Genomic DNA, 21107 nt, shown 5'->3' on the forward strand with positions numbered 1-21107 from the left:
GTCGGGGGCGCTTCGGTAACGCCAGCCCCACGCCAGCCGATTGTGAGGGCCCGCGCGCCTTGCTATATGAGGCGCATGTTTCAGGCAGAGACTTCTGCCCGCCAGCCGCGCGACGACGCGGCCCCGGCCGGGGCGCATTCCACGCATGCCTTTGCGGCGATCGGCGACCATCGCCGGCTGCCCTGGCGCTTCTTTGCCTGCCTTTTCGCTTCCGACGGCTCGCTTCGCTAGCGACAAGGCCGGCCACGAGGCCGGCAAGAGCCCAGGCGAAACGAAGCCAATGGAAAGCTGTGAGAGATGAAACCGAGAACCCTCTACGACAAGATCTGGGACGAGCATTTGGTGCACGAGCAGGAGGACGGCACGGCGCTCCTCTATATCGACCGCCATCTCGTCCACGAGGTCACCAGCCCGCAGGCCTTCGAGGGCCTCAGAATGGCCGAGCGCAAGGTGCGCGCGCCGGACAAGACGCTCGCCGTCGTCGACCATAACGTGCCGACGACCGACCGCTCCAAGGGCATCGACGACCCGCAATCGGCGCTGCAGGTCGACACGCTCGCCAGGAACGCCGCCGATTTCGGCATCGAATATTACAACGAGCTCGATAAGCGGCAGGGCATCGTCCACATCATCGGGCCGGAACAGGGCTTCACCCTGCCGGGCATGACCATCGTGTGCGGCGACAGCCATACTTCCACGCATGGCGCCTTCGGCGCGCTCGCCCACGGTATCGGCACCTCGGAAGTGGAGCACGTTCTCGCCACCCAGACGCTGATCCAGTCCAAGGCGAAGAACATGCGCGTGACCGTCGACGGGGCGCTGCCGGAAGGCGTCACGGCCAAGGACATCATCCTCGCCATCATCGGCGAGATCGGCACGGCCGGCGGCACCGGTCACGTGATCGAATATGCCGGCGAGGCGATCCGCTCGCTCTCCATGGAAGGGCGGATGACGGTGTGCAACATGTCGATCGAGGGCGGCGCCCGGGCCGGCATGATCGCGCCCGACGAGACCACCTATGCCTATATCGCCGAACGTCCGCGCGCGCCGAAGGGCACGGCCTGGGACATGGCGCGCGCCTATTGGGAGAGCCTGCCTTCCGACGAAGGAGCCCATTTCGACCGCGAGGTGCGGCTCAACGCGGCCAATCTGCCGCCGATCGTCACCTGGGGCTCCTCGCCGGAGGACGTCATCTCCGTCCTGGGGACAGTGCCGAACCCGGACGATATCGCCGAGGAGGCCAAGCGCGCCTCCAAATGGCGGGCGCTGAAATATATGGGCCTGACGCCGGGCACGAAGATGACCGACATCACCCTCGATAGGGTGTTCATCGGCTCGTGCACCAACGGGCGCATCGAGGATCTTCGAGCCGCGGCGAAGATCGCCGAAGGCAACAAGGTCGCCGAGAGCGTCAAGGCGATGGTCGTGCCGGGCTCCGGCCTGGTCAAAGAGCAGGCGGAGGCGGAGGGCCTCGACAAGATCTTCCTCGCCGCGGGCTTTGAGTGGCGCGAGCCGGGCTGCTCCATGTGCCTTGCCATGAACGCCGACAAGCTCGCCCCGGAAGAGCGCTGCGCCTCCACCTCGAACCGCAATTTCGAGGGCCGCCAGGGCTTCAAGGGCCGCACGCATCTGGTCTCGCCGGCGATGGCCGCCGCGGCGGCGATCGCCGGGCGCTTCGTCGATGTGCGCGAATGGGGCGCGCGCGGCTGAAGCAGCCGGTCCGGCGCCAGTGCGACAAGATCTGAAGGGCCGCCCGCCGAGGCGGCCCTTCTTGCTTGGGGCGCCGGCCCGCGCAATCGGCGCACGCGAAAAGGGCGGGACCGAAGTCCCGCCCCTTACGGCCGCATCGCGACCGTGGTCACACGGTTACTCAGGTGAGAGCTTAGTTGTTGACGCCCTCGGTGCCCGGCGCATAGGGCTCCAGCGGACGGTCGCCCTCCATCATGCTCTCGCCGCTGGCCATGGTGTCCATGGAGGCGGTGTACTGCATCGTCTCGTCGTCACAGGCCACATAGACCTCGCGGTCGCCGTCCATCATCGTGAAGAAGCCGCCGGACTGGCAATCGTCCGGACGGCTGTCCACCGGCCCGGGACCGTAGATGCGGGCCTCCGCCTCGGTCTCGGTGTTGACCACCACCTTGTTGCCGTTGGCGTCCTGACGCAGGATCATGGCTGCATTGGCGGCGCTCAGCCCGACAAACAACGCGGCGACGGAGGCTGCGGTGAGCTTTGTGAGATTGGTTGGGAAGTTCATGGGAGTTGATCTCCTGTCTGCCTCTCGTGTTGCATCTTTCCCGGCCTTCGCAAGGCGCGCTTGGCGCCGGGCGCGGGAGAGGCGTGAGTTGGCGTTGCCTCGAGCCCTCAACGGTGCCGATGCGACAATCGTTCGCTCAAAAACATTTAATCGATGAGGCGGTTAAGGGTCAGGAACTGGAGCCGGGATGGTGTGTTGGCGTAAGCTTTTGGGCGCTTGAGGGAGGCGAAACTGACCACGCAGCAAGAGGAGGCGCGCAGGCGCGAGGCCGAAGACGCCCTGAAACGCGTTGAACGCGACAGCGAGGCCATCGGCTCGTCCTCGCTGGCGCGCGCCGGACGGCACTTTTCCGGGAGAGACGCGCCGCAGAGCGACCCGGTCGAGGTTTGGGGACGGCGCGTCGGGCGCACGCTGGCGCTCGTTTTCGTTCTCTGGCTTCTCTGGCACCTCGTCAGCACCTATTTGTGAAGGCATGTCACATGAGCCTATCGGGGCCGGCATGGGCTTGGCCGACATGCCGGATCTCGCCGAGTTCGAGCGTCTGGCGCTACGCGCCTATCAGAGCCTGCCGGAGGATTTCCGGGCGCTGACGGGCGAAATCGAGATCCGCGTCGCCGATTACGCGGACAGGGAGGCGCTGGAGGAGCTTGAGATCGACGATCCGCTCGACCTCCTCGGCCTCTTTGAGGGGGTCGGCCTCGCCCACGGCCCGGCGACGCCTTTCACCGGCGCCCTGCCGAACCGGGTCTGGCTGTTTCGCCTGGCGATCCTCCACTATTGGCGCGATTACGAGGAAGCGCTGGAGGATCTCGTCGCGCATGTGCTCATCCACGAGATCGGCCATCATTTCGGCCTTTCCGATGACGACATGGACGCGCTTTACGAGATGGATTGAGACAGAAGCTTGACGCTCGGCTTCGGCCGAAGCATGAGAAACGGCGAAAGGAACCGCCATGGAAAAATTCACCACTCTCACCGGCGTCGCCGCGCCGTTGCCGATCGTCAATGTCGATACCGACATGATCATCCCCAAGCAGTTCCTGAAGACCATCAAGCGCACCGGGCTCGGCACGTCGCTCTTCTACGAGCAGCGCTATCACGAGGACGGCTCGGAGAATCCCGATTTCGTGCTCAACCAGCCGGCCTACCGCGATGCCAAGATCCTGGTGGCGGGCGACAATTTCGGCTGCGGCTCGTCGCGCGAGCATGCGCCCTGGGCGCTGAAGGATTTCGGCATCACCTGCGTGATCTCCACCTCCTTCGCCGACATCTTCTACAACAACTGCTTCAAGAACGGCATCTTGCCGATCATCGTCAGCGCCGAGGAGCTGGAAAAGCTTCTGGACGACGCCTCGCGCGGCGCCAATGCGACGCTGACGGTCGATCTGGAGCGCCAGGAGATCAAGGGGCCGGACGGCGGCACGATCCGCTTCGACATCGACCCGTTCCGCAAGCATTGTCTCATCAACGGCCTCGACGATATCGGCCTGACCATGCAAAAGGCCGAAGCGATCGCCGGCTTCGAGGGACGAATGGGCGAGGCCCGCCCCTGGGTGTGAGCGCCGCGTATCTCCGTTTATCAGGCGCTTACGAGATTGTGAGCGCCCCGGCCGGGGCCGCCGGGATTCTCATCGGTGGCGAATCTCTCTAGATTGCCGGCGCAATCAGCGAGCGGAGTTGAGGGATGCGGACTGCCCATTTCGGCCGGCGCGCGGCGGCCGTCGGCCTTGTTGCCTGGCTTGGCCTTGCGGCGCCGGCGAGCGCTTCGGCCGCCGGCTTCTCAACCTGCATCGACAGCCTCAAAGGCCAGGTGGTGGCGCAGGGCGTCAGCGCCGATCTCGCCGCGCGGGCGCTGAACGGAGCGCGCTACGACGAGGAAGTCCTGCGCAAGGCGCGCGCCCAGCCGGAATTCAAGACGCCGATATGGGACTATCTCGGCTTTCTCGTCGACGAGCAGCGCATCGCCGACGGGCGCACGATGATGGCGCGCTACGACCGGGTGCTGAGGGCGGCCGAAGAGCGCTTCGGCGTCAACCGCTACGTCATCGCCGCCATCTGGGGCGTTGAAAGCAATTTCGGCCAGGATGCGGGCGACAATTACCTGCCGCATGCGCTCGCCAACCTCGTCTGCGGCGGGGTGCGCACGAAGTTCTTCCGCGGCGAGCTCGTCGCCGCGCTGAAACTGGTCGATCGCGGCGATCTTGAGCTCAACGAGCTTTACGGTTCCTGGGCCGGCGCCTTCGGCCAGACCCAGTTCATCCCCTCCACCTATCAGCGGCTCGCGGTCGATTTCGACGGGGATGGGCGGCGCGATCTCGTCAAGTCGGTGCCGGACGCGCTCGGCTCCACCGCCAATTACCTGCACAAGGCGGGCTGGCGCAAAGGCGAATCCTGGATGATCGAGGTGAAGGTGCCGCCGGGCTATAACGGGCCGACGGGAAGGCGCAACAAGGCAAGCCTCTCCAGCTGGGGCCAGCGTGGCGTGACACGCGCCGACGGGGCGCCGATCTCCGGCGGCGCCCAAGCGGGGCTGCTTTTGCCGGCCGGGCCGAAGGGGCCGGGCTTCCTCGTCTTCCGCAACTTCGACGCCATCTATTCCTACAATCAGGCGGAAAGCTACGCGCTCGCCATCTCGCATCTGGCCGACCGGCTCGCCGGCTATCCGGCCTTCAGGACCGCCTGGCCGACGGACGACCCGCCGCTGTCGCGCGCGCAGCGCTTCGAATTGCAGCGGCTTCTCCTGGCGCAGGGCTACGATGTCGGCGAGGTGGACGGCAAGATCGGCCCGCAAAGCCGCGCCGCCATCAAGGCGGCCGAAGAGCGCTTCGGCATGAAGCCGACGGGCCGGCCGGGCGGCAAGATCTACCGCGCCCTCGGCGGGCGCTGAGGCGAGCGCGCCGGCGGCCGCCCGCCGGCCGGCAGGCGCCGAAGAGCTGACGCAGCGTCTTCCTCGCAATCGTGGCTTAAGCTCAATTGTGTCTCGGCCCGGCTGATGCTAGGCATGGCCGAGGGGAAGAGGCCATGGTTTCGATACGCAGTGTGCTCGCGCTGTCGCTCGCCGGGCTGCAGCTCGTCGCGATCGCTGCGGTTATTCTTCCTTTCTACTTCACCTCCGAGCGCGTTCTTCTGGATCATGCGCGCGCCCTGGTGCGCGACGTCGCCCGCAATACGACGAGCCATGCGGTCGGCTTCCTGGCGCCGGCGGAGGATGCGGCCGACCTTTCGCAACGTCTTGCCCGCCAACAGGTCGTCAGCAGCGAGAACGAAGATGCGATGGAGCGCTACTTCTTCGAGCAGCTGCGCTCGCACGAGCAATTCGCCGGCATCTTCTACGGCAATACGGAAGGCGACTTCGTCTATGTGAACCGGGACGACAGCGTTGCGGGCGCCGATTTCCGGGTCAAGACGATCGAGAACCGACCCCTGCGCCGACAGGTGGAGCTGATCTGGCGCGACGCGACCTATGTCCAGCGGGCGCGCCGCAGCGACCCTGAGGACCAATACGATCCGCGCACGCGGCCCTGGTACGCCGCCGCGGTGGAGGCGAACGGGGTGGCCTGGACCGACCCCTATATCTTCTTTTCCTCGCGCGAGCCGGGGATCACCGTGGCGACGCCCGTGCGCGCCCCCGGCGGGACGCTGACGGGCGTCGTCGGCATCGATATCGAGATATCCGCCCTTTCCGGCTTCCTGGCGGGCCTCAAGGTGGGCGAGACCGGCGGCGCCTTCATCGTTTCCGATAGCGGCGACGTCATCGCCTATCGTGACCCGGCGAAGATCAAGACGGAAGGCGAAGCCGGGGAGACGCTGCGCTTCACGCGCATCGACGAGCTCGACGATCCGCTCGCCCAGGCGGCGGCGGGTTCCTTCCGGAGCAGGGGCCAGAGCGGGGGCCAGACCAGGGACCAGGGCGCGGACCAGGACGGGGGAACATTGCCGGAAGCGAGCGAGACCTCCTCCAGCTTCCGCTTTAGCGGCGAGACCTTCCATGCCGTCGCCTCGGCGCTGCCCGGCACGCGCTGGCCGTGGACGGTGATCACCTATGTGCCGGAAAACGACTTTCTCGGCGCCATCAAGGAGAGCCGCCGCAACGGCTATCTGCTCGCCCTCGGCGTGGCGATCCTGACCGGGCTCCTCGGCCTTCTCATCGCCCGCACCATCACCCGCCCTATAGGCCAGCTCTATCGCCAGGCGGAGGATATCGCCGCCGGCAGCCTGAAGCCGATGCCGCCCCTGAAGACGCGCTACAACGAGCTGCACCGCACGGGCCTCGCCTTCTCGCGGATGACCGACTGGCTGCGCCGGGAAAAGGACGCCAACGAGACGCTGACGGCCGATCTGCGCGCCGCCTCGCGCCAGTTGGAGGCGCGGGTGGAGCAGCGCACGGCCGAGCTCAACGACGCCAACTCCAAGCTGCGGGAGGAGGCGGAGCTGCGCGCCGCCCAGGCGGAGCGCCTGCAGAAGGCGAACGAGCAGGCCGAGCTCCTGGCGCGCGAGCTCAACCACCGGGTCAAGAACGTCTTCGCCGTCGTCGCCGCCATCCTGTCGCTGGGGGCCCGTTCGGCCACATCGGCGGACGAGCTGGCCAAGACGACGCGCCGGCGCATCGACGCCCTGTCGAAGGCGCATTCGGTCACGCAAGGATACGGCGCGGCGACCGCGGTCGGCGATCTCGGCCGTTTGGCGCGGCTGGTGCTCGCCCCGTATATGCGCGAGGAGGCGAACCAGGTGACGATATCGGGCGAGAGCGCGCGCATCGACAGCGAGGCGGCGACCGGGCTCGGCCTCATCCTCCACGAACTGGCGACCAACGCGGCGAAATACGGCGCCCTCAGCGTGCCGGAGGGCAAGGTGGAGCTTTCCTGGCAGGTCGAGGAGGCCAAGGAGCCAAAGCTCACCATCACCTGGCGCGAAAGCAACGGGCCGCCACCCTCAGAGCCGGAGGCCGACAAGCGCGGCTTCGGCACGCAGATGGTGGAGCAGATCGTCGCCCAATACCGCGCCAGCTACCGTATCGACTGGCTCAAGGAGGGGCTGGTGGCGACGCTGACGATGCCGTTGCCGAAGGAAAGCGCCTCGCATGCGGCCGCCTGAGGCTTGCCAGCGCCCGCCTGCCGCCAGAACCGTGACCTTGCGAGCCTAGAGGTGCTTGCCTCCGCGCCGCCGAGAGGCTAGCTCAAGCTTCCCCACAAGACGGAAACTTCCATGACGCATCAGCTCCTGCTTCTGGCCGGCGACGGCATCGGCCCGGAAATCATGGCCGAGGTGAAGGCCCTCATCGACTGGATGAACGCGGAGGGGATCGGTTCCTTCGCCTATGAGGAAGGGCTCGTCGGCGGCGCCGCCTACGACGCGGAGGGCGTGGCGATCTCCGAGACGACGATGCAAAAGGCGCTGGCGGCGGACGCGGTCATCTTCGGCGCCGTCGGCGGGCCGAAATGGGACGGCGTGCCCTACGAGGTGCGGCCGGAGGCGGGGCTGTTACGCCTCAGGAAGGATCTCGGCCTGTTCGCCAATCTGCGCCCGGCCATCTGCTATCCGGCGCTCGCGGAGGCTTCCTCCCTGAAGCGCGAGGTGGTGGAGGGACTCGACGTCCTCATCGTGCGCGAACTCACCGGCGGGGTCTATTTCGGCGAGCCGAAGGAGATCACCGATCTCGGCAACGGCCAGAAGCGGGCCGTCGACACGCAGGTCTACGAGACCTACGAGATCGAGCGCATCGTGCGGGTCGCCTGCGAGCTTGCCAAGACGCGCGCCAAGCGCGTCACCTCCATGGAAAAGCGCAACGTGATGAAATCGGGCGTCCTGTGGAACGAGGTGGCCACGGAGGTGGCGCGCCGGGAATATCCCGATATCGCCTTCGACCACATGCTCGCCGATGCCGGCGGCATGCAGCTGGTGCGCTGGCCAAAGCAGTTCGACGTCATCGTCACCGACAACCTCTTCGGCGACATGCTGTCGGACGTGGCGGCGATGCTGACGGGCTCGCTCGGCATGCTGCCCTCCGCCTCGCTCGGCGCGCCCGACCCGCAGAGCGGCCGGCGCAAGGCGATGTACGAGCCCGTCCACGGCTCGGCTCCCGACATCGCCGGCAAGGAAGTGGCGAACCCCATCGCCATGTTCGCCTCCTTCGCCATGTGCCTGCGCTATTCCTGCGGCATGATCGAGGCGGCCGGGCAGCTTGAGAAGGCGATCGCGGAAGTGCTGGACGAGGGGCTGAGGACCGGCGACATCCTCCCGCGCACCGGCGCGGAAGGCCTGACGGAGGTCGGCACCAAGGGGATGGGGCAGGCGATCCGCGAACGCTTCCTGTCGCTGGCGCAGGCCGGCTGAGGGAAAAGGCGGCGAGCGGGCGGCCGCTTCAGGCCGCCCGGCGATGAAGCTTGGGATCCCAGGCCGCGACGCGTGCCGCATCGGCCTCCACCCGCCAGCGGCCGGCCTTGACGGGCGCGGCGGGCGCCTCCTCCAGGAGGGTGAGAAACTCCGCACGCGGCACGGTGACGAAGCCGTAGCGCGCGACCGCCTCTGCCGGCTTCTTGTTGTCAGCGATGCGAAAGCCCCAATGGTCAAGATGCCAGGCGAGCGTGGAGAAGCCGACCTTGGAGGCGTTGGTCTTGCGGAAGAACTGCGATTCGATGGTGAAGCAGGCTCCCGTGGCGACGCCGTAGCCGCCGCCGATGAGCGCCCCCTCCTCGTCCCAGACCTCGTAGGAATGCGCATCGCCGGCCTCGTGGAAGGCCTGGAAGGCGCGCATCATCGTCGGCGTGATCCAGGTGAGCGGGGCCTGGCCCGGCCGCCTCTCGGCGCAGCCGCGCATGACCTCGGCAAAGGCCGTGTCGAAGGTGACGCGCCATGTGCCCTTGCGAATATGACTGCGCAGGCGCTTGGAAAGGTGAAAATCGGCAAGCCGGATGATGCAGCGCTCGGCCGGCGAGAGCCATTTCGGCCGCAGGGCATGCGAGAAGGGGTAAAGACCGCGCGCATAGGCCGAGCGCAGCGTCGGCACGGAGAGATCGCGGGCGACCGCCACGGCCCCGGTGCGGCTCAGCGGGGCGGCATCGGCCGCCGGCAGGCCGGGATCGGGTGTTGCCAGGGCGGTCAGATGCGCCGCGCCGATGCGCGCCGCCCCGAGGGCGCCGTCATGCTTCAGGCTCCAGGCAAGGCCGAGGCCGAAGCGCCGGGCGCGCGCCTCCCAGCTCTCGGTGAATTCCGGCTCCTGCGAGGAAAGCCGGGCGGTCTCGCTGACGGCGCTTGCTTGCATCGCTCATCCTCGTGGCGCTTGTCTCAATTGCGGCTCGCCTCTTCAGGCGGGCGAGGCGGGCAGTCTCGCAGGCCGGTCTCAAGCCTTGGTTAAACGGGGCCTTGGTTAAACGGGGCGTTGGTTAAACGGGGCGTTGGTTAAACGGGGCCTTGGTTAACCGGGGCCTTGGTCAAACCGGGCTTTGGTGAAGCCGGGCCTCGGTTGAACTCGATGCCGGCAGCGACAGGCGGCGCCGATTGACATTGCGCGCATGCACGATAAAACCCGCCGACCATGACCAGAACGGCCTTTACCCAGATTTCTGGGACCAAGACGACCGGCTGAAGGCTCCGCCCCGATCTCTCCCCGGGGCGGGGATGAGATGCTTTTTGCGGGGAGAGGGGAGCAGGATATGGGCTACAGGATCGCAGTCGTCGGCGCGACCGGCAATGTCGGGCGGGAGATGCTCGATATTCTCCACGAGCGCGGCTTTCCGGCCGATGAGGTGGTGGCGATCGCCTCGCGGCGCAGCCAGGGCACCGAGGTCTCCTTCGGCGACAAAACGCTGAAAGTGCAGGCGCTGGAGAATTTCGACTTCTCCGACGTCGATATCGCGCTGATGTCGGCCGGCGGCGCCATCTCCAAGGAAGTCTCGCCGAAGATCGCCGCCAAGGGCTGCGTCGTCATCGACAATTCCTCCGCCTGGCGCACCGATCCCGACGTGCCTTTGATCGTGCCGGAGGTGAACGCCGACGCCATCTCCGGCTTCACCAAGAAGAACATCATCGCCAATCCGAACTGCTCCACGGCGCAGCTCGTCGTGGCGCTGAAGCCGCTGCACGACAAGGCGAGGATCAAGCGGGTGGTGGTGGCCACCTACCAGTCGGTCTCTGGCGCCGGCAAGGAGGCGATGGACGAACTCTTCGACCAGACGCGCGCCGTCTTCGTCGCCGACCCCATCGAGGCGAAGAAGTTTCCCAAGCGCATCGCCTTCAACTGCATTCCCCATATCGACGTCTTCATGGAGGACGGCACGACGAAGGAGGAGTGGAAGATGGTGGCGGAGACCAAGAAAATCCTAGATCCGGCCATCAAGCTGACGGCGACCTGCGTGCGCGTGCCGGTCTTCGTCGGCCATTCCGAAGCGGTGAATTTGGAGTTCCATGAGGAGATCTCCGCCAAGGAGGCGCGCGATATCCTGCGCGAGGCGCCGGGATGCCTGGTCGTCGACAAGCACGAGCCGGGCGGCTACGTCACGCCCTATGAATGCGCCGGCGAGGACGCGACCTATATCTCGCGCATCCGTGAGGATCCGACGGTGGAGAACGGTCTTTCCATGTGGGTGGTCGCCGACAATCTCAGGAAAGGCGCGGCGCTCAACACGGTGCAGATCGCCGAGCTCCTGGTGAACCGCAAGCTTCTGGAGAAGCGACAGGCGGCCTGATGGGCGGACGGCCCCCGCGCCTTCTCGTCACCGGCTTCGGGCCGTTCCCGGGCGTTCCGGACAATCCGAGCGCCTGGCTGGTGGAGGAGCTCGCCGCAAGCGCGCTTGCGGAGGAAATCGAGGCGCAGGCGCTGCATTGGGTGTTGCCGACCGACTGGGTGGCGGCCCCCGACGCCTATCGGCGCCTGTGGGAGGCGCATCGTCCCGACATCGCCGTTCAATTCGGGGTGAGCCGGCGGGCATGCGACTTCCAGCTGGAGCGCATCGCCAGGAACCGCATGGCGGACGACAAGCCCGATGCCAGCGGGGCAAGGGCGCCGTCTTCGCGCATCGATGCGGACGGGCCGGAAAGCTGGCGCGGCTCCCTGCCGATCCGGCGCATCCGCGCCAGCCTGGAAAGCGCCGGGCACCCGGCGAGCCTCTCCGAGGATGCCGGCACCTATCTGTGCAACGCCCTTTATTATCGCGCCGGCCGGCTCGCCGCCTCCTCGGGGCGGCTTGTGATGGCCGGCTTCGTGCATCTTCCCTTTCTCGCCGATGCCGTGCCGGAAGAGGCGGTGGCGGCGAGCGCGGCCGCGGGCGAGGAGATCGGCGTCATGGCGCCGGAGGCGATGCGCGCCGGCGCCAGCCTCCTTCTTTCGCTCGCCGTCGCCGCCTGGCGCGAGCGGGCTGAAGGCGAGGGCGCGTGAGCCCGCCCGCGAGAAGGCTCTATTGCCGCTGCCAGTTCTGCGTCTTGCAGAAGATACCCATGGCGCAGCCCTTCAGGCGCATCGTGGAGCCTGAGGTCAGCGTGACGGAACCGGAATAGCTGCGGTCGTCGTCCGGGTTGAGGATGGTTCCCTTATAGGAGCCATCGGCGCCCTGCATGCGGCCGATCTGCTTACCCTTGTTCGGCCCGCTGACGACGTTGAGGCAATAGGCCTCGCCGCAAGGGGCGATGCTCACCAGATTGCCGGATTCCGCCAGCCAGGTTCCCTCGATCGGATCGGCCAGTGCCAGGCCCGGCCAGGCCGCCATGAGGGCGATCGCGGCGCTCAGCTTCCATTTCATCGGACGTCTCCTTCTTCTCCCTGGCGCAACTAGAGCGCGCGTCGCGGCCGAGCGCAACGCCCTTCAACGTTGATGGCGAAGGTGACGTTACGGCTTTGCGGAGGCGGCGCGGTCGGCGCAGGCCAGACGGCGCAGCGCCACGCGCTGCAGGCCGGGGCGCACCAGCGCCTCCTGCGCCTGGGCGAAGGCAAGGTCGGCGCGGCCGAGCGCGGCGGTGGCGGCGAAGACGTCGTGGGTGGCGGCGGCGGCGAGCGCCAAGGCTTCCTCGCAAGCGGTGCCGAGCAGGCGGCGGCCGAGATAGAGCGCGGCAAAGAGGTCGCCCGCGCCCTTGGCGGGGCTCGCCACGGCAGGGTGCTCGGCAAGCAGCGTGCCGCCGGCGGTGACGAGCGCGGCGGCGATGCGCCCGCGCATCAAGGCCGGGGCGGAGGTGACGATGATCTCGGGCGGGCCGAGCCCAGAGGCGGCAGCCGTCAGATCGGCAAGCCGGGCTTCGTGCGGCAGGCCGGTGAGCTCGCAGCACTCAAAAAGGTTCGGCGTGGCGATATCGGCCATCGGCAGCAGCCTCTCGCGCAACAGGGCGACGACGCCCTCCGGCAGATAGGCGCGGCCGGCATCGCCAAAGACCGGGTCGCAGAGATAAAGAAGCTCCGGATAACGCCGCTTCAGCCTCTCCACGAAGCGGGACGCGGCCTCAGCCTCCTCGGCGCCGGCGAAATAGCCGGTGAGGATGGCCGCGGGCGGGCGGGCCTCAAGCCGCTTGGCGATGCCATCGAGGAGCGTGGCGAAGGCCTCAGGCGCCGGGCGGATGGGCTCCACCGGCCCCTGGCCGGGATGATGGGCGAGGATGACGGTCGGGACCTGGACGGTCTCGATGCCGAGGCGTTCCAGCGCAAAGCCGGCGACACGGTTGCCGACGGCACCGATCGCGACATGGCTGGAAAGAAGGATGACGGGACCCGGCGCCGACATGAGATGCGTTCCTCCAAGCCTCCGCCTTACGGAAATTCAGCGGCTCGGGAAACCACCGCCAGGCATGCGCTGGGCACAAGGCAGGCATGCGGGCGACCCGGCGCGGCTCGGGCGCCGGGTCGTCATGGCGAAGCGGGCGCTACGCGATCTCAGCGGGAGCGCCGGCCACGCCGCGCGGCGGCGATGCGGTCGGCGCGCCGGCGCATGAGCTCGGCATTGGGATCGTCCGAAAGCGGCAGCGCCAGGGCGCTCTCCACCTCAAAGCGCGTCAGGCCGATATCCTCCAGCATATGGTCGTCGAGCGAGGCGAGCCGATAGGCGGCGCGGCGGCCCTTGATGGCGCGCCAAAGGCGGTGGGAAGAGCGCACGGCCGGACCGAGCAGCCCGGCAAGCCGGGCCGCGAAATCTCTCTCGCGGGGCGCCTGAAGCGTCGGGTTGTGGGAAAGCCGTTCAAACATGTCCGTCTCCGTCGGGCGGGGGCCCGGTTGTGGTGCAGCGGCGCGCCATGCGGCGCTGCGTTGGAACACATCTGGCGCTTCGCTATTGATCAATCAAACGAAAAGGTTTTACTTATCGGTTCAGTTTTCCTGAAGAGTGAACGAAAGCCATGCATCCCGTGCTCGACGCCGACCTTTTGCGAACATTTGTCGCGATCGCCGATGCCGGCAGCTTCTCCGTCGCCGCCGACAATATCGGGCGCACGCCATCGGCCGTCTCCATGCAGGTAAAGAAGCTGGAGGACTTGGTGGGACGGCGCCTCTTCGACCGCGATTCACGCAAGGTGAGGCTGACGCCCTTCGGCGAGGCGATGCTGCCGGATGCGCGGCGCATCCTGGAAATGCACGGCGAGCTCTGGGGGCGGCTGAAGCAGCCCGACCTGGAAGGCGTCATCACCGTCGGCACGCCCGACGAATACGCCAGCGCCTTCCTGCCGCGGGTGTTGCGCCGCTTCGCCCGCACCCATCCGGGGGTCTCCGTCAACGTCATCTGCGACCTGTCGACGAGCCTGCGCCCGCGCCTTGAACGCGGCGAGATCGACGCCGGCCTGGTCACCGATTCCGACGTCTCGCAGGCGCACTTCTACCGCCGGCAGGTGCATGACGAGCCGCTGGTCTGGCTGGGGGCGCGCGAGGGCACCGCCCATGCCCGCCGGCCCCTGCCGGTGGCGGTCGCCAATCCGTCCTGCGAATGGCGGCGCAGATCCGTGCACGCCCTCGGCAGAGTGGGGCTGCGCCACCGCATCGCCTATTCCAGCGCCTCGGCCGCCGGCCAGATCGCGGCAATCGCCGGCGATCTCGCCGTGGCGCCGCTACCGGTGTCGCTCGCCAAGGGCGATTTGGTGGCGCTCGGGCCGGAAAGCGGCCTGCCGTCGCTCGGCACCTACGCCATCTCCTTCATCGCCCGCGACGAGAGCGATCCCCTGGTGATGGCGCTCGCCGACCATGTGGCGGCGAGCTTCGCACCGGCGGGGCAGGCGGGGCTGGAGAAGGCGGCCTAGGTCGGGCAGAACGGCGCGCCGCTCAGGATTGCGGCGCGCCGCTCAGGATTGCGGCGTGGCGGCGTTCTGAGGCGAGGTCGTCTGACGGCCGGCAAGGCCGGTTTGGCGCAATGCCGCCGCAATCAGCTCGCGCGCATCGGGCGAATTCCACTCCGCCGGCCCGTTCATATGGGCGATGAGACAGCCATTGCCGTCGATGAGCGCCGTCACCGGCAGGCCGACGGCAAGCCCCTTGGCCTTCATGTCGTTGAAGATCTTCATCGTGCGGTCGGTATAGAGCGGCAGCTCGGCGACGCCGATCTCTTCCAGGAACTGGCGCGGGCGGGCCGGCTCGGTGCGGTCGATATTGATCGGCACGACGGCGAAATTCTCCCCGCCGAGCCCAGCCTGGAGCGCATCGAGGGCCGGCATCTCCTCGCGGCAGGGCGCGCACCAGGTGGCCCAGAGATTGACGAGCTTCAACTGGCCGGAAAGCTCGCCGAGCGTGCGTGCCTCGCCCAACTGGTCGGTGAAGGCCAGGGAGGAGAGATTTTGCGGCCGGCTCGCCGGGATCAGCGCGGCGATCTCGCCGCCCATCAGCGGCTCAAGCGCCGCCGCGACGTCGACCGCCGGGCGACAATCGGGGCCGGCGGCGAGCGTCCCCTCATTGCCATCGGAGGAAATCCCGTATAGGGCGACGGCAATGCCAGCGGCTATGATGATGGCTGCTGCAAGGGCGGAAGTGGCTCGTTTCACGGGTGTCTGCTCCGAAACCTAAGTCAATCAACGACGCGATCCTGCGATGTCGAACCGCATGTGGGGCGGCCGCTTCTCCGAAAGCCCGGACGCCATCATGGAAGAAATCAACGCCTCAGTCGATTTCGACAAGGCGCTGGCGAGGCAGGACATAGCCGGCTCACGGGCACATGCCGCGATGCTTGCCAAAACGGGCATTATTGCGACGCAGGACGCGGAGAAGATCGGCGATGGGCTGCAGCGCATCAAGGCAGAGATAGAGGAGGGACGCTTCTCCTTCTCGCGCAGCCTGGAAGACATCCATATGAATGTCGAGGCCCGGCTTGCCGAACTCATCGGCGAGGCGGCCGGCCGGCTGCATACGGCGCGCTCGCGCAACGACCAGGTGGCCACCGATTTCCGCCTCTATGTGCGCGACGCCCTCGACGAGATCGACGGCCAGATCACGGCGCTGATGCTGGCGCTGGCGCGCAAGGCGGAAGCGCATGCCGGCACCGTGATGCCCGGCTTCACGCATCTGCAGAGCGCCCAGCCGGTGACCTTCGGCCATCATTGCCTCGCCTATGTGGAGATGCTGGCGCGCGACCGCGGCCGCTTCGCCGATGCCAGGGCGCGCCTCAACGAATGCCCGCTCGGTTCGGCCGCGCTCGCCGGTACGGCCTTTCCCATCGACCGGCAGATGACGGCGAAGGCGCTCGGCTTTTCAAGGCCGACGGCCAATTCTCTCGATGCCGTCTCCGACCGCGACTTCGCCATGGAGGCGCTGGCGGCGGCTTCCATCTGCGCGGTGCATCTGTCGCGGCTCGCCGAAGAAATCGTGATGTGGTCCTCGGCGCAGTTCCGCTTCGTCACCCTGTCGGACAAATTCACCACCGGCTCCTCCATCATGCCGCAGAAGCGCAATCCGGACGCGGCGGAGCTGGTGCGCGCCAAGCCGGGGCGCATCATCGGGGCGCTGAATGCCCTCCTCATCGTGATGAAGGGTCTGCCGCTCGCCTATTGCAAGGACATGCAGGAGGACAAGGAGCCGGTCTTCGACGCGCTTCCCTCGCTGTCGCTGTGCCTGGCGGCGATGACCGGGATGATCGCCGACATGCAGCCGAACGAGGCGGTGATGCGCGCCGCCGCCGGTACCGGCTTTGCCACGGCCACCGATCTCGCCGACTGGCTGGTGCGCGAGGCCGGCCTTCCCTTCCGCGAGGCGCATCACGTCACCGGCCGCATCGTCGCGGAAGCCGATGCACGCGGCCTGGAACTCGCCGAGCTGCCCTTGGAAGTGCTGCGCAAGCTGCATGGCGGGATCGACGAGCGGGTCTACGACGTGCTTTCGGTCGATGCTTCCGTCGCCAGCCGCACGAGCGAGGGCGGCACGGCGCCGGGGAATGTGCGCGAGCGGGCGCGGCACTGGCTTTCCAGCCTTCAGGACGCGGCGAAACAGACTGCCGATCCGGGGCAAGGCCGGTTATGATTCCACGACCTGGTTCCGTGCATTCCGGGGGAGCTCTCCTATGGCATTGATGCGTGTGCTCGTCGTCCTGACGCTCGCCCTGGTGGCGGCGACCGGCTGCGGCCGGCGCGGGGCGCTGGAGCCGCCGCCCGGCGGGGAGAGCGGCTACGACGTCAAGGCCGACCCCGGTGCCCGGCCGGAGCAGCGCGACACCTTCGAAGCCTTCTCGGAGGTCGTGGAGCGGGGCGAATTCGCCGACCAACCCGGCCTGGAGCCGGAGAAGATGGAAGTCGACGACGCCACGGACAAGCGCTTCATCCTCGATCCGCTTATCTAAGGCGTTCTTTGACATGCATCATTTCGCCTATCGGGACGGCCTGCTTTGGGCCGAGGACGTTCCCGTCGCCGATATCGTCCGGGCCGTCGGCACGCCGCTCTACTGCTATTCCACGGCGACGCTGGAGCGGCATTACCGGGTCTTCGAGGAGGCCTTCGCCGCCTTCGACCATCTCATCTGCTACGCGCTGAAGGCCAATTCCAACCAGGCGGTGATCGCCACCCTCGCGCGGCTCGGCGCGGGCGCGGACGTCGTCTCGGAAGGCGAGTTGCGGCGCGCGCTCGCCGCCGGCGTGCCGGCGGAGAGAATCATGTTCTCAGGCGTCGGCAAGACCGCCCGCGAACTCGCCTTCGCGCTCGAAGCCGGCATCTTCTGCTTCAACGTGGAATCGGAGAGCGAGCTGAAGCTCCTGTCCGACCTTGCCAGCGAGGCGGGGCGCACCGCCCCGGTCAGCCTCAGGATCAATCCGGACGTCGATGCCGGCACGCACCACAAGATCTCCACCGGGCTGAAGGAGAACAAGTTCGGCGTTCCGGCGGCGCGCGCCCGGGAAATCTACGCCGAGGCGGCCGGGCTGCCGGGCCTCAAGGTCGTCGGCATCGACATGCATATCGGCAGCCAGATCACCGATCTTGAGCCCTTCGACGCGGCGTTCGAACGGCTCGCCGATCTGGTGCGGCAATTGCGGCGCGACGGGCACTCGATCGACCATATCGATCTCGGCGGCGGGCTCGGCATCCCCTATCACGAGGACCGTGCCGCGCCGCCCCTGCCGAAGAGCTACGCGGAGACGGTGCGCCGGCATATGAGCGGCCTTGACGCCAAGATCGTCTTCGAACCGGGGCGGCTGATTGCCGGCAATGCCGGCATACTCCTTACCGAGGTCCTCTATGTGAAGGAGGGCGAGGACAAGAACTTCGTCATCGTCGACGCGGCGATGAACGATCTCATCCGTCCGACGCTCTACGACGCCTTCCATCGCATCGCCCCGGTGCGCGAGAGCCAGGCGGAACGCATCACCTGCGACGTGGTCGGCCCGGTCTGCGAGACGGGCGATTTCCTCGCCAAGGAGATCACCCTGCCGCGACCGCAGCCAGGCGATCTCCTGGCGGTCTTCTCCGCCGGAGCCTATGGCGCGGTGCTCGCCGGCACCTACAATACCCGTCGGCTGGTGCCGGAAGTGCTGGTGCGCGGGGGCGAGTACGCGCTGGTGCGGGCGCGCGAGAGCTACGAGGAACTGATCGGCCGCGATCGCGTCCCGAGCTGGCTGAAACAAGGCTGAGACGGGCGGGAAGGTAGCCCGTATCCTTCACGAAGCCGTGTCAGCCTTGATATGGCCATCCTTGCCGCTTGTCCTTTTCGAGGCGAAGCGCTCCGCTATAGTCTTTTAACGTCGCGGCCGCGAACGGCCGGGCGAGCGGGGCGCCACAGCAAGGAGCCGGCGTGGAGAAGGCAGCGAGCAAGCGCGAGAGGGCGAAGCGGCCCGACGAGGCGGCCGAAAGGCTCGGCGGGATCGTTCGCCGGGCCAGGCTGGCGCTGTTCTGGGAGGCCCTTTGGCCGCGGCTCGTGCCGCTCTTGTCGCTCCTCGCGCTGTTTCTGACGCTCTCCTGGCTCGGCATATGGAGCGTCTTGCCGGATCTCGGTCGCGCGGTTCTCTTGGCCGCGCTGGGGCTCGGTCTCGTGTTCTTCCTGTTTCGGCTGGCGCGCACGCCTTGGCCGAGCGAGGCGGCTTCGCTGCGGCGGGTGGAAGAGGCCTCGGCGGTGCCGCACCGGCCGGCATCGGGCCTGCGCGACCAGCTCTCGCCCGTCGCCGACGGACCGACGGCGACGGCGCTGTGGGCGGCGCATCAGCGGCGGCTCCTCGCCACGCTCTCGCGCCTCAAGGCCGGCGGAGCGCGCCCGGACATGGCGCGGCGCGATCCCAATGCCTGGCGCTTCGCCATCCCCGTGCTGCTCGTGCTTGCCTTCTTCGTCGGCTGGGGCGAGCACTGGCCGCGTCTTGCCGACGCTTTCCGTCCCGTTTCGACCGAGCTGGCGCCCTCCGTGCCGGCGCGTATCGACGCCTGGATCGATCCGCCCGCCTATACCGGGGCGCCGCCCGTCTATCTCTCCCGGCGCGAGAGGACGGAGACGGGCGAGGGCGCGCAAGGCGCGGGGCCGGTCGCCGTGCCGGAAGGCAGCAAGCTGACGGTGCGCGTGGTCTCCGACGAAGCCCCGCAGGTGGAGCTCAGCGCCGGCGGCTCGGTGCAGCTCCTTTCGCCGGAGGAGGATGGCGGCGATCAAAACGCCGGCGAGGCCGGCACCGAACCGGATAGCAGCCTCATCCGCAGCTACGCGGCGAGCCTGGAGGCCGACGGCCGCGTCTCGGTAAGCGCGGGCGCCAGCGCCGCGGATTACGCCTTCACCATCATCCCCGACCGACCACCGACGATCAGCCGCGGGCGCGTCACCATCAACCGCACCGGCTCCTTCACGATGGAGTTCGAGGTCGACGACGATTACGGCGTCAGCGGCGGCAGCGTCACCTTCCGCCCGAAGGAGGCGCAGCCGGGGGATGCAAGGCCGCTGGTCGAAACGCCCTCCGTGCCCATTCGCATCACCCGCGATCGCGACGGCAAGACCATCGGCAAATCCTATGCCCGGCTGGAGCAGCATCCCTTCGCCGGCATGGAGGTTCTCGCCGATGCGCTCGTCACCGATGCGGCCGGCCAGGAAGGGCGGCCGGCCGATGACGGGGCGATGACGCTGCCGGAGCGGCCCTTCCGCAACCCGATCGCCAAGGCGCTCATCGAACAGCGACGCGATCTCGCCCTCGACGCCCGCCGGCAGGACCGGGTGGCGCAGGTGCTCGACGCCATGACCTTGCGGCCGGACCGCTTCGTCTCCGATTCGGGCATCTATCTCGGCCTCACCGTCGCCTATCAGCGCATGCGCGCCGCCGAAACGGACGAGCAGCTGAGAGAGATGCTCGACTATCTCTGGGAGATGGCGGTCCTCATCGAGGACGGCGAGCTTTCGGAGGCGCAGCAGCGGCTCGCGGAGGCGCGCGAGGCGCTGGAACGGGCGCTCGCGGAAGGCGCCTCGGAGGAGGAAATCGCCCGGCTCACCGAGGAGCTGCGGCAGGCGATGAACGATTTCATGCGCTCCATGGCCGAACAGATGGCGCGCATGCCGCAGGACCAGCTTACCCCCATCGACCCGAATGCGCGACTTTTCTCGCAGCAGGATCTGGAACGCATGCTCGACCGGGTGGAAGACCTTGCCCGTCTCGGCGATCGCGATGCCGCCCAGGAACTGCTCAGCCAGCTGCAGGAAATGCTCGACAACATGCAGATGGCCCAGCGCATGCAGCAGCAGATGCAGGGCGGCCAGATGGGCGAGATGATGCAGCAGATGGAGGAGCTCGGCCGGCTGATGCGCGAGCAGCAGCGGCTGATGGACGACACCTTCCGTCTCGACCAGGGCCAGCGGCCGATGCAGCGCCCCGGCCAGCAGGGCCAGCAGGGCCAGCAGGGCCAGCAGGGCCAGCAGGGAGAGCTGTCACCCTCCGAGATGGCCGAGATCATGCGCCAGCTGCAAGAGGGCCAGGGCGATCTGCACGAGGGTCTGCAGGCGCTCCTCGATCAGCTACGCCAGCAGCAGGGCCAGGGCGAAGAGGGCCAGATGCCGGGCATGCAAGGCGAGGGCGAGGCGCCCGGGCAGGGGCAGGGCGAGCGTGCCTTGGACCGGGCCGGTCGCGCCATGGGCGAGGCGACCGATTCCCTCGGCGGTGGCGAGACCCGCGACGCCTACGGCCAGCAGGGCGAGGCCTTGCAGGCGATGCGCGAGGGCATGCAGAACATGATGAACCAGATGCTCGGCCAGGACGGACAGGGCGGGCAGCAACAGGTCGGCCGCGGGGGCATGCCGCAGGGCCAGGTCGATCCGCTCGGCCGGCCGCAGCGCACCGAGGGACCCGATCTCGGCGACAGCGTGCGCGTGCCCGACGAGATCGACGTGGAGCGCGCCCGGCGCATCCTCAACGCGATTCGCGAGCGGCTCGGCGAGCGCTTCCGCCCGCCCTACGAGCTGCAATATCTGGAAAGGCTGCTCAACCGCGAGTGAGCGGTCCGGCAGGTCCCATCGGGGGCAAT

The 21107-nt window shown here is 67.8% G+C and carries 21 protein-coding genes; 15 read left to right on the forward strand and 6 right to left on the reverse strand.

Going from position 1 to position 21107, the window contains the following annotated elements; all coding sequences use genetic code 11:
- Positions 1–75: 75 nt before the first annotated feature.
- Positions 76–231, forward strand: coding sequence for a hypothetical protein (locus tag Q331_RS23670; RefSeq protein WP_156953271.1), 156 nt, complete (start codon positions 76–78; stop codon positions 229–231).
- Positions 232–297: 66 nt separating this feature from the next.
- Entirely contained in the window at positions 298–1710 is a 1413-nt protein-coding gene (leuC, locus tag Q331_RS0106135) for a 3-isopropylmalate dehydratase large subunit (protein WP_026379951.1), read from the forward strand.
- Positions 1711–1882: 172 nt separating this feature from the next.
- Here the strand turns inward: leuC and Q331_RS0106140 are convergent, their stop codons facing one another.
- Entirely contained in the window at positions 1883–2254 is a 372-nt protein-coding gene (locus Q331_RS0106140; RefSeq protein ID WP_026379952.1) for a hypothetical protein, read from the reverse strand.
- Between the two features lie 216 nt (positions 2255–2470).
- On the opposite strand from Q331_RS0106140, the gene Q331_RS0106145 reads away from it, so the two are divergent.
- The 6 genes from Q331_RS0106145 to leuB all read left to right on the forward strand — a co-directional run bounded on the left by Q331_RS0106145 (position 2471) and on the right by leuB (position 8587).
- On the forward strand, positions 2471–2722 hold the full coding sequence (locus Q331_RS0106145) for a hypothetical protein (protein ID WP_245615519.1): 252 nt from the start codon (positions 2471–2473) through the stop codon (positions 2720–2722).
- Between the two features lie 4 nt (positions 2723–2726).
- Entirely contained in the window at positions 2727–3149 is a 423-nt protein-coding gene (locus Q331_RS0106150) for a metallopeptidase family protein (RefSeq protein WP_051630701.1), read from the forward strand.
- 58 nt (positions 3150–3207) lie between these two features.
- Positions 3208–3813, forward strand: coding sequence for a 3-isopropylmalate dehydratase small subunit (gene leuD / locus Q331_RS0106155; protein ID WP_026379955.1), 606 nt, complete (start codon positions 3208–3210; stop codon positions 3811–3813).
- 125 nt (positions 3814–3938) lie between these two features.
- Positions 3939–5141 (forward strand): lytic murein transglycosylase, encoded by a 1203-nt coding sequence (locus Q331_RS0106160; RefSeq protein WP_026379956.1) that lies wholly within the window; start codon positions 3939–3941, stop codon positions 5139–5141.
- A gap of 134 nt (positions 5142–5275) precedes the next feature.
- Positions 5276–7348, forward strand: a complete 2073-nt coding sequence (locus Q331_RS22920) for a sensor histidine kinase (RefSeq protein ID WP_051630703.1) — start codon at positions 5276–5278, stop codon at positions 7346–7348.
- Between the two features lie 111 nt (positions 7349–7459).
- A complete protein-coding gene (gene leuB, locus Q331_RS0106170; protein ID WP_026379957.1) occupies positions 7460–8587 on the forward strand; it encodes a 3-isopropylmalate dehydrogenase in 1128 nt (375 codons plus the stop codon).
- Positions 8588–8615: 28 nt separating this feature from the next.
- Here leuB and Q331_RS20300 read toward each other — a convergent pair whose 3' ends face one another.
- Positions 8616–9515 carry a leucyl/phenylalanyl-tRNA--protein transferase gene (locus tag Q331_RS20300; RefSeq protein ID WP_051630705.1) on the reverse strand — a complete coding sequence of 300 codons (900 nt, stop codon included), beginning with the start codon at positions 9513–9515 and terminating at the stop codon, positions 8616–8618.
- A gap of 391 nt (positions 9516–9906) precedes the next feature.
- Between Q331_RS20300 and Q331_RS0106180 the strand changes: the two genes are divergently transcribed.
- Together Q331_RS0106180 and Q331_RS0106185 are read left to right on the forward strand one after the other, a co-directional pair.
- Positions 9907–10938 carry an aspartate-semialdehyde dehydrogenase gene (locus tag Q331_RS0106180; RefSeq protein ID WP_026379958.1) on the forward strand — a complete coding sequence of 344 codons (1032 nt, stop codon included), beginning with the start codon at positions 9907–9909 and terminating at the stop codon, positions 10936–10938.
- The gene (locus Q331_RS0106185; protein ID WP_026379959.1) at positions 10938–11627 is read left to right on the forward strand and encodes a pyroglutamyl-peptidase I; all 690 of its coding nucleotides are present in this window, start codon (positions 10938–10940) and stop codon (positions 11625–11627) included. The genes Q331_RS0106180 and Q331_RS0106185 overlap by 1 nt, the downstream gene beginning before the upstream one ends.
- 19 nt (positions 11628–11646) lie before the next feature.
- On the opposite strand, the gene Q331_RS0106190 is transcribed toward Q331_RS0106185, so the two are convergent.
- From Q331_RS0106190 to Q331_RS20305, 3 genes are all read right to left on the reverse strand, one after another.
- Positions 11647–11988 carry a DUF2147 domain-containing protein gene (locus tag Q331_RS0106190; RefSeq protein ID WP_026379960.1) on the reverse strand — a complete coding sequence of 114 codons (342 nt, stop codon included), beginning with the start codon at positions 11986–11988 and terminating at the stop codon, positions 11647–11649.
- Between the two features lie 87 nt (positions 11989–12075).
- Complete coding sequence (pdxY, locus tag Q331_RS0106195) at positions 12076–12957, reverse strand: pyridoxal kinase (protein ID WP_026379961.1); 882 nt, start codon at positions 12955–12957, stop codon at positions 12076–12078.
- Between the two features lie 149 nt (positions 12958–13106).
- A complete protein-coding gene (locus Q331_RS20305; protein WP_034491246.1) occupies positions 13107–13415 on the reverse strand; it encodes a DUF1127 domain-containing protein in 309 nt (102 codons plus the stop codon).
- 149 nt (positions 13416–13564) lie between these two features.
- Between Q331_RS20305 and Q331_RS0106205 the strand changes: the two genes are divergently transcribed.
- A complete protein-coding gene (locus Q331_RS0106205; protein ID WP_026379962.1) occupies positions 13565–14455 on the forward strand; it encodes a LysR family transcriptional regulator in 891 nt (296 codons plus the stop codon).
- Positions 14456–14497: 42 nt separating this feature from the next.
- Here the strand turns inward: Q331_RS0106205 and tlpA are convergent, their stop codons facing one another.
- Entirely contained in the window at positions 14498–15190 is a 693-nt protein-coding gene (tlpA, locus tag Q331_RS20310) for a thiol:disulfide interchange protein TlpA (protein WP_084174824.1), read from the reverse strand.
- Between the two features lie 46 nt (positions 15191–15236).
- Here tlpA and argH point away from each other — a divergent pair, with 46 nt between their 5' ends.
- The 4 genes from argH to Q331_RS0106230 all read left to right on the forward strand — a co-directional run bounded on the left by argH (position 15237) and on the right by Q331_RS0106230 (position 21078).
- Positions 15237–16658 carry an argininosuccinate lyase gene (gene argH / locus Q331_RS0106215; RefSeq protein ID WP_026379963.1) on the forward strand — a complete coding sequence of 474 codons (1422 nt, stop codon included), beginning with the start codon at positions 15237–15239 and terminating at the stop codon, positions 16656–16658.
- Positions 16659–16698: 40 nt separating this feature from the next.
- The gene (gene lptM, locus Q331_RS0106220; protein WP_156953272.1) at positions 16699–16974 is read left to right on the forward strand and encodes an LPS translocon maturation chaperone LptM; all 276 of its coding nucleotides are present in this window, start codon (positions 16699–16701) and stop codon (positions 16972–16974) included.
- Positions 16975–16987: 13 nt separating this feature from the next.
- Positions 16988–18256 (forward strand): diaminopimelate decarboxylase, encoded by a 1269-nt coding sequence (lysA, locus tag Q331_RS0106225; protein ID WP_026379965.1) that lies wholly within the window; start codon positions 16988–16990, stop codon positions 18254–18256.
- A 161-nt stretch (positions 18257–18417) separates the two neighbouring features.
- On the forward strand, positions 18418–21078 hold the full coding sequence (locus tag Q331_RS0106230) for a TIGR02302 family protein (RefSeq protein WP_026379966.1): 2661 nt from the start codon (positions 18418–18420) through the stop codon (positions 21076–21078).
- Positions 21079–21107: the final 29 nt, after the last annotated feature.

The organism is Afifella pfennigii DSM 17143 (genome assembly GCF_000688515.1).
In the GTDB taxonomy this organism is placed as follows: domain Bacteria; phylum Pseudomonadota; class Alphaproteobacteria; order Rhizobiales; family Afifellaceae; genus Afifella; species Afifella pfennigii.

What these genes read in the sequence shown, in the direction of transcription:
- leuB (WP_026379957.1), top strand. Translation starts at nt 7,460, where the DNA reads ATGACGCATCAGCTCCTGCTTCTGGCCGGCGACGGCATCGGCCCGGAA.
- Q331_RS0106190 (WP_026379960.1), bottom strand. Translation starts at nt 11,988, where the DNA reads ATGAAATGGAAGCTGAGCGCCGCGATCGCCCTCATGGCGGCCTGGCCG.
- Q331_RS20305 (WP_034491246.1), bottom strand. Translation starts at nt 13,415, where the DNA reads ATGTTTGAACGGCTTTCCCACAACCCGACGCTTCAGGCGCCCCGCGAG.
- Q331_RS20300 (WP_051630705.1), bottom strand. Translation starts at nt 9,515, where the DNA reads ATGCAAGCAAGCGCCGTCAGCGAGACCGCCCGGCTTTCCTCGCAGGAG.
- Q331_RS0106185 (WP_026379959.1), top strand. Translation starts at nt 10,938, where the DNA reads ATGGGCGGACGGCCCCCGCGCCTTCTCGTCACCGGCTTCGGGCCGTTC.
- argH (WP_026379963.1), top strand. Translation starts at nt 15,237, where the DNA reads ATGTCGAACCGCATGTGGGGCGGCCGCTTCTCCGAAAGCCCGGACGCC.
- Q331_RS0106205 (WP_026379962.1), top strand. Translation starts at nt 13,565, where the DNA reads ATGCATCCCGTGCTCGACGCCGACCTTTTGCGAACATTTGTCGCGATC.
- lptM (WP_156953272.1), top strand. Translation starts at nt 16,699, where the DNA reads ATGGCATTGATGCGTGTGCTCGTCGTCCTGACGCTCGCCCTGGTGGCG.
- pdxY (WP_026379961.1), bottom strand. Translation starts at nt 12,957, where the DNA reads ATGTCGGCGCCGGGTCCCGTCATCCTTCTTTCCAGCCATGTCGCGATC.
- leuD (WP_026379955.1), top strand. Translation starts at nt 3,208, where the DNA reads ATGGAAAAATTCACCACTCTCACCGGCGTCGCCGCGCCGTTGCCGATC.
- Q331_RS0106160 (WP_026379956.1), top strand. Translation starts at nt 3,939, where the DNA reads ATGCGGACTGCCCATTTCGGCCGGCGCGCGGCGGCCGTCGGCCTTGTT.
- Q331_RS22920 (WP_051630703.1), top strand. Translation starts at nt 5,276, where the DNA reads ATGGTTTCGATACGCAGTGTGCTCGCGCTGTCGCTCGCCGGGCTGCAG.
- Q331_RS23670 (WP_156953271.1), top strand. Translation starts at nt 76, where the DNA reads ATGTTTCAGGCAGAGACTTCTGCCCGCCAGCCGCGCGACGACGCGGCC.
- lysA (WP_026379965.1), top strand. Translation starts at nt 16,988, where the DNA reads ATGCATCATTTCGCCTATCGGGACGGCCTGCTTTGGGCCGAGGACGTT.
- Q331_RS0106180 (WP_026379958.1), top strand. Translation starts at nt 9,907, where the DNA reads ATGGGCTACAGGATCGCAGTCGTCGGCGCGACCGGCAATGTCGGGCGG.
- Q331_RS0106140 (WP_026379952.1), bottom strand. Translation starts at nt 2,254, where the DNA reads ATGAACTTCCCAACCAATCTCACAAAGCTCACCGCAGCCTCCGTCGCC.
- Q331_RS0106150 (WP_051630701.1), top strand. Translation starts at nt 2,727, where the DNA reads ATGTCACATGAGCCTATCGGGGCCGGCATGGGCTTGGCCGACATGCCG.
- leuC (WP_026379951.1), top strand. Translation starts at nt 298, where the DNA reads ATGAAACCGAGAACCCTCTACGACAAGATCTGGGACGAGCATTTGGTG.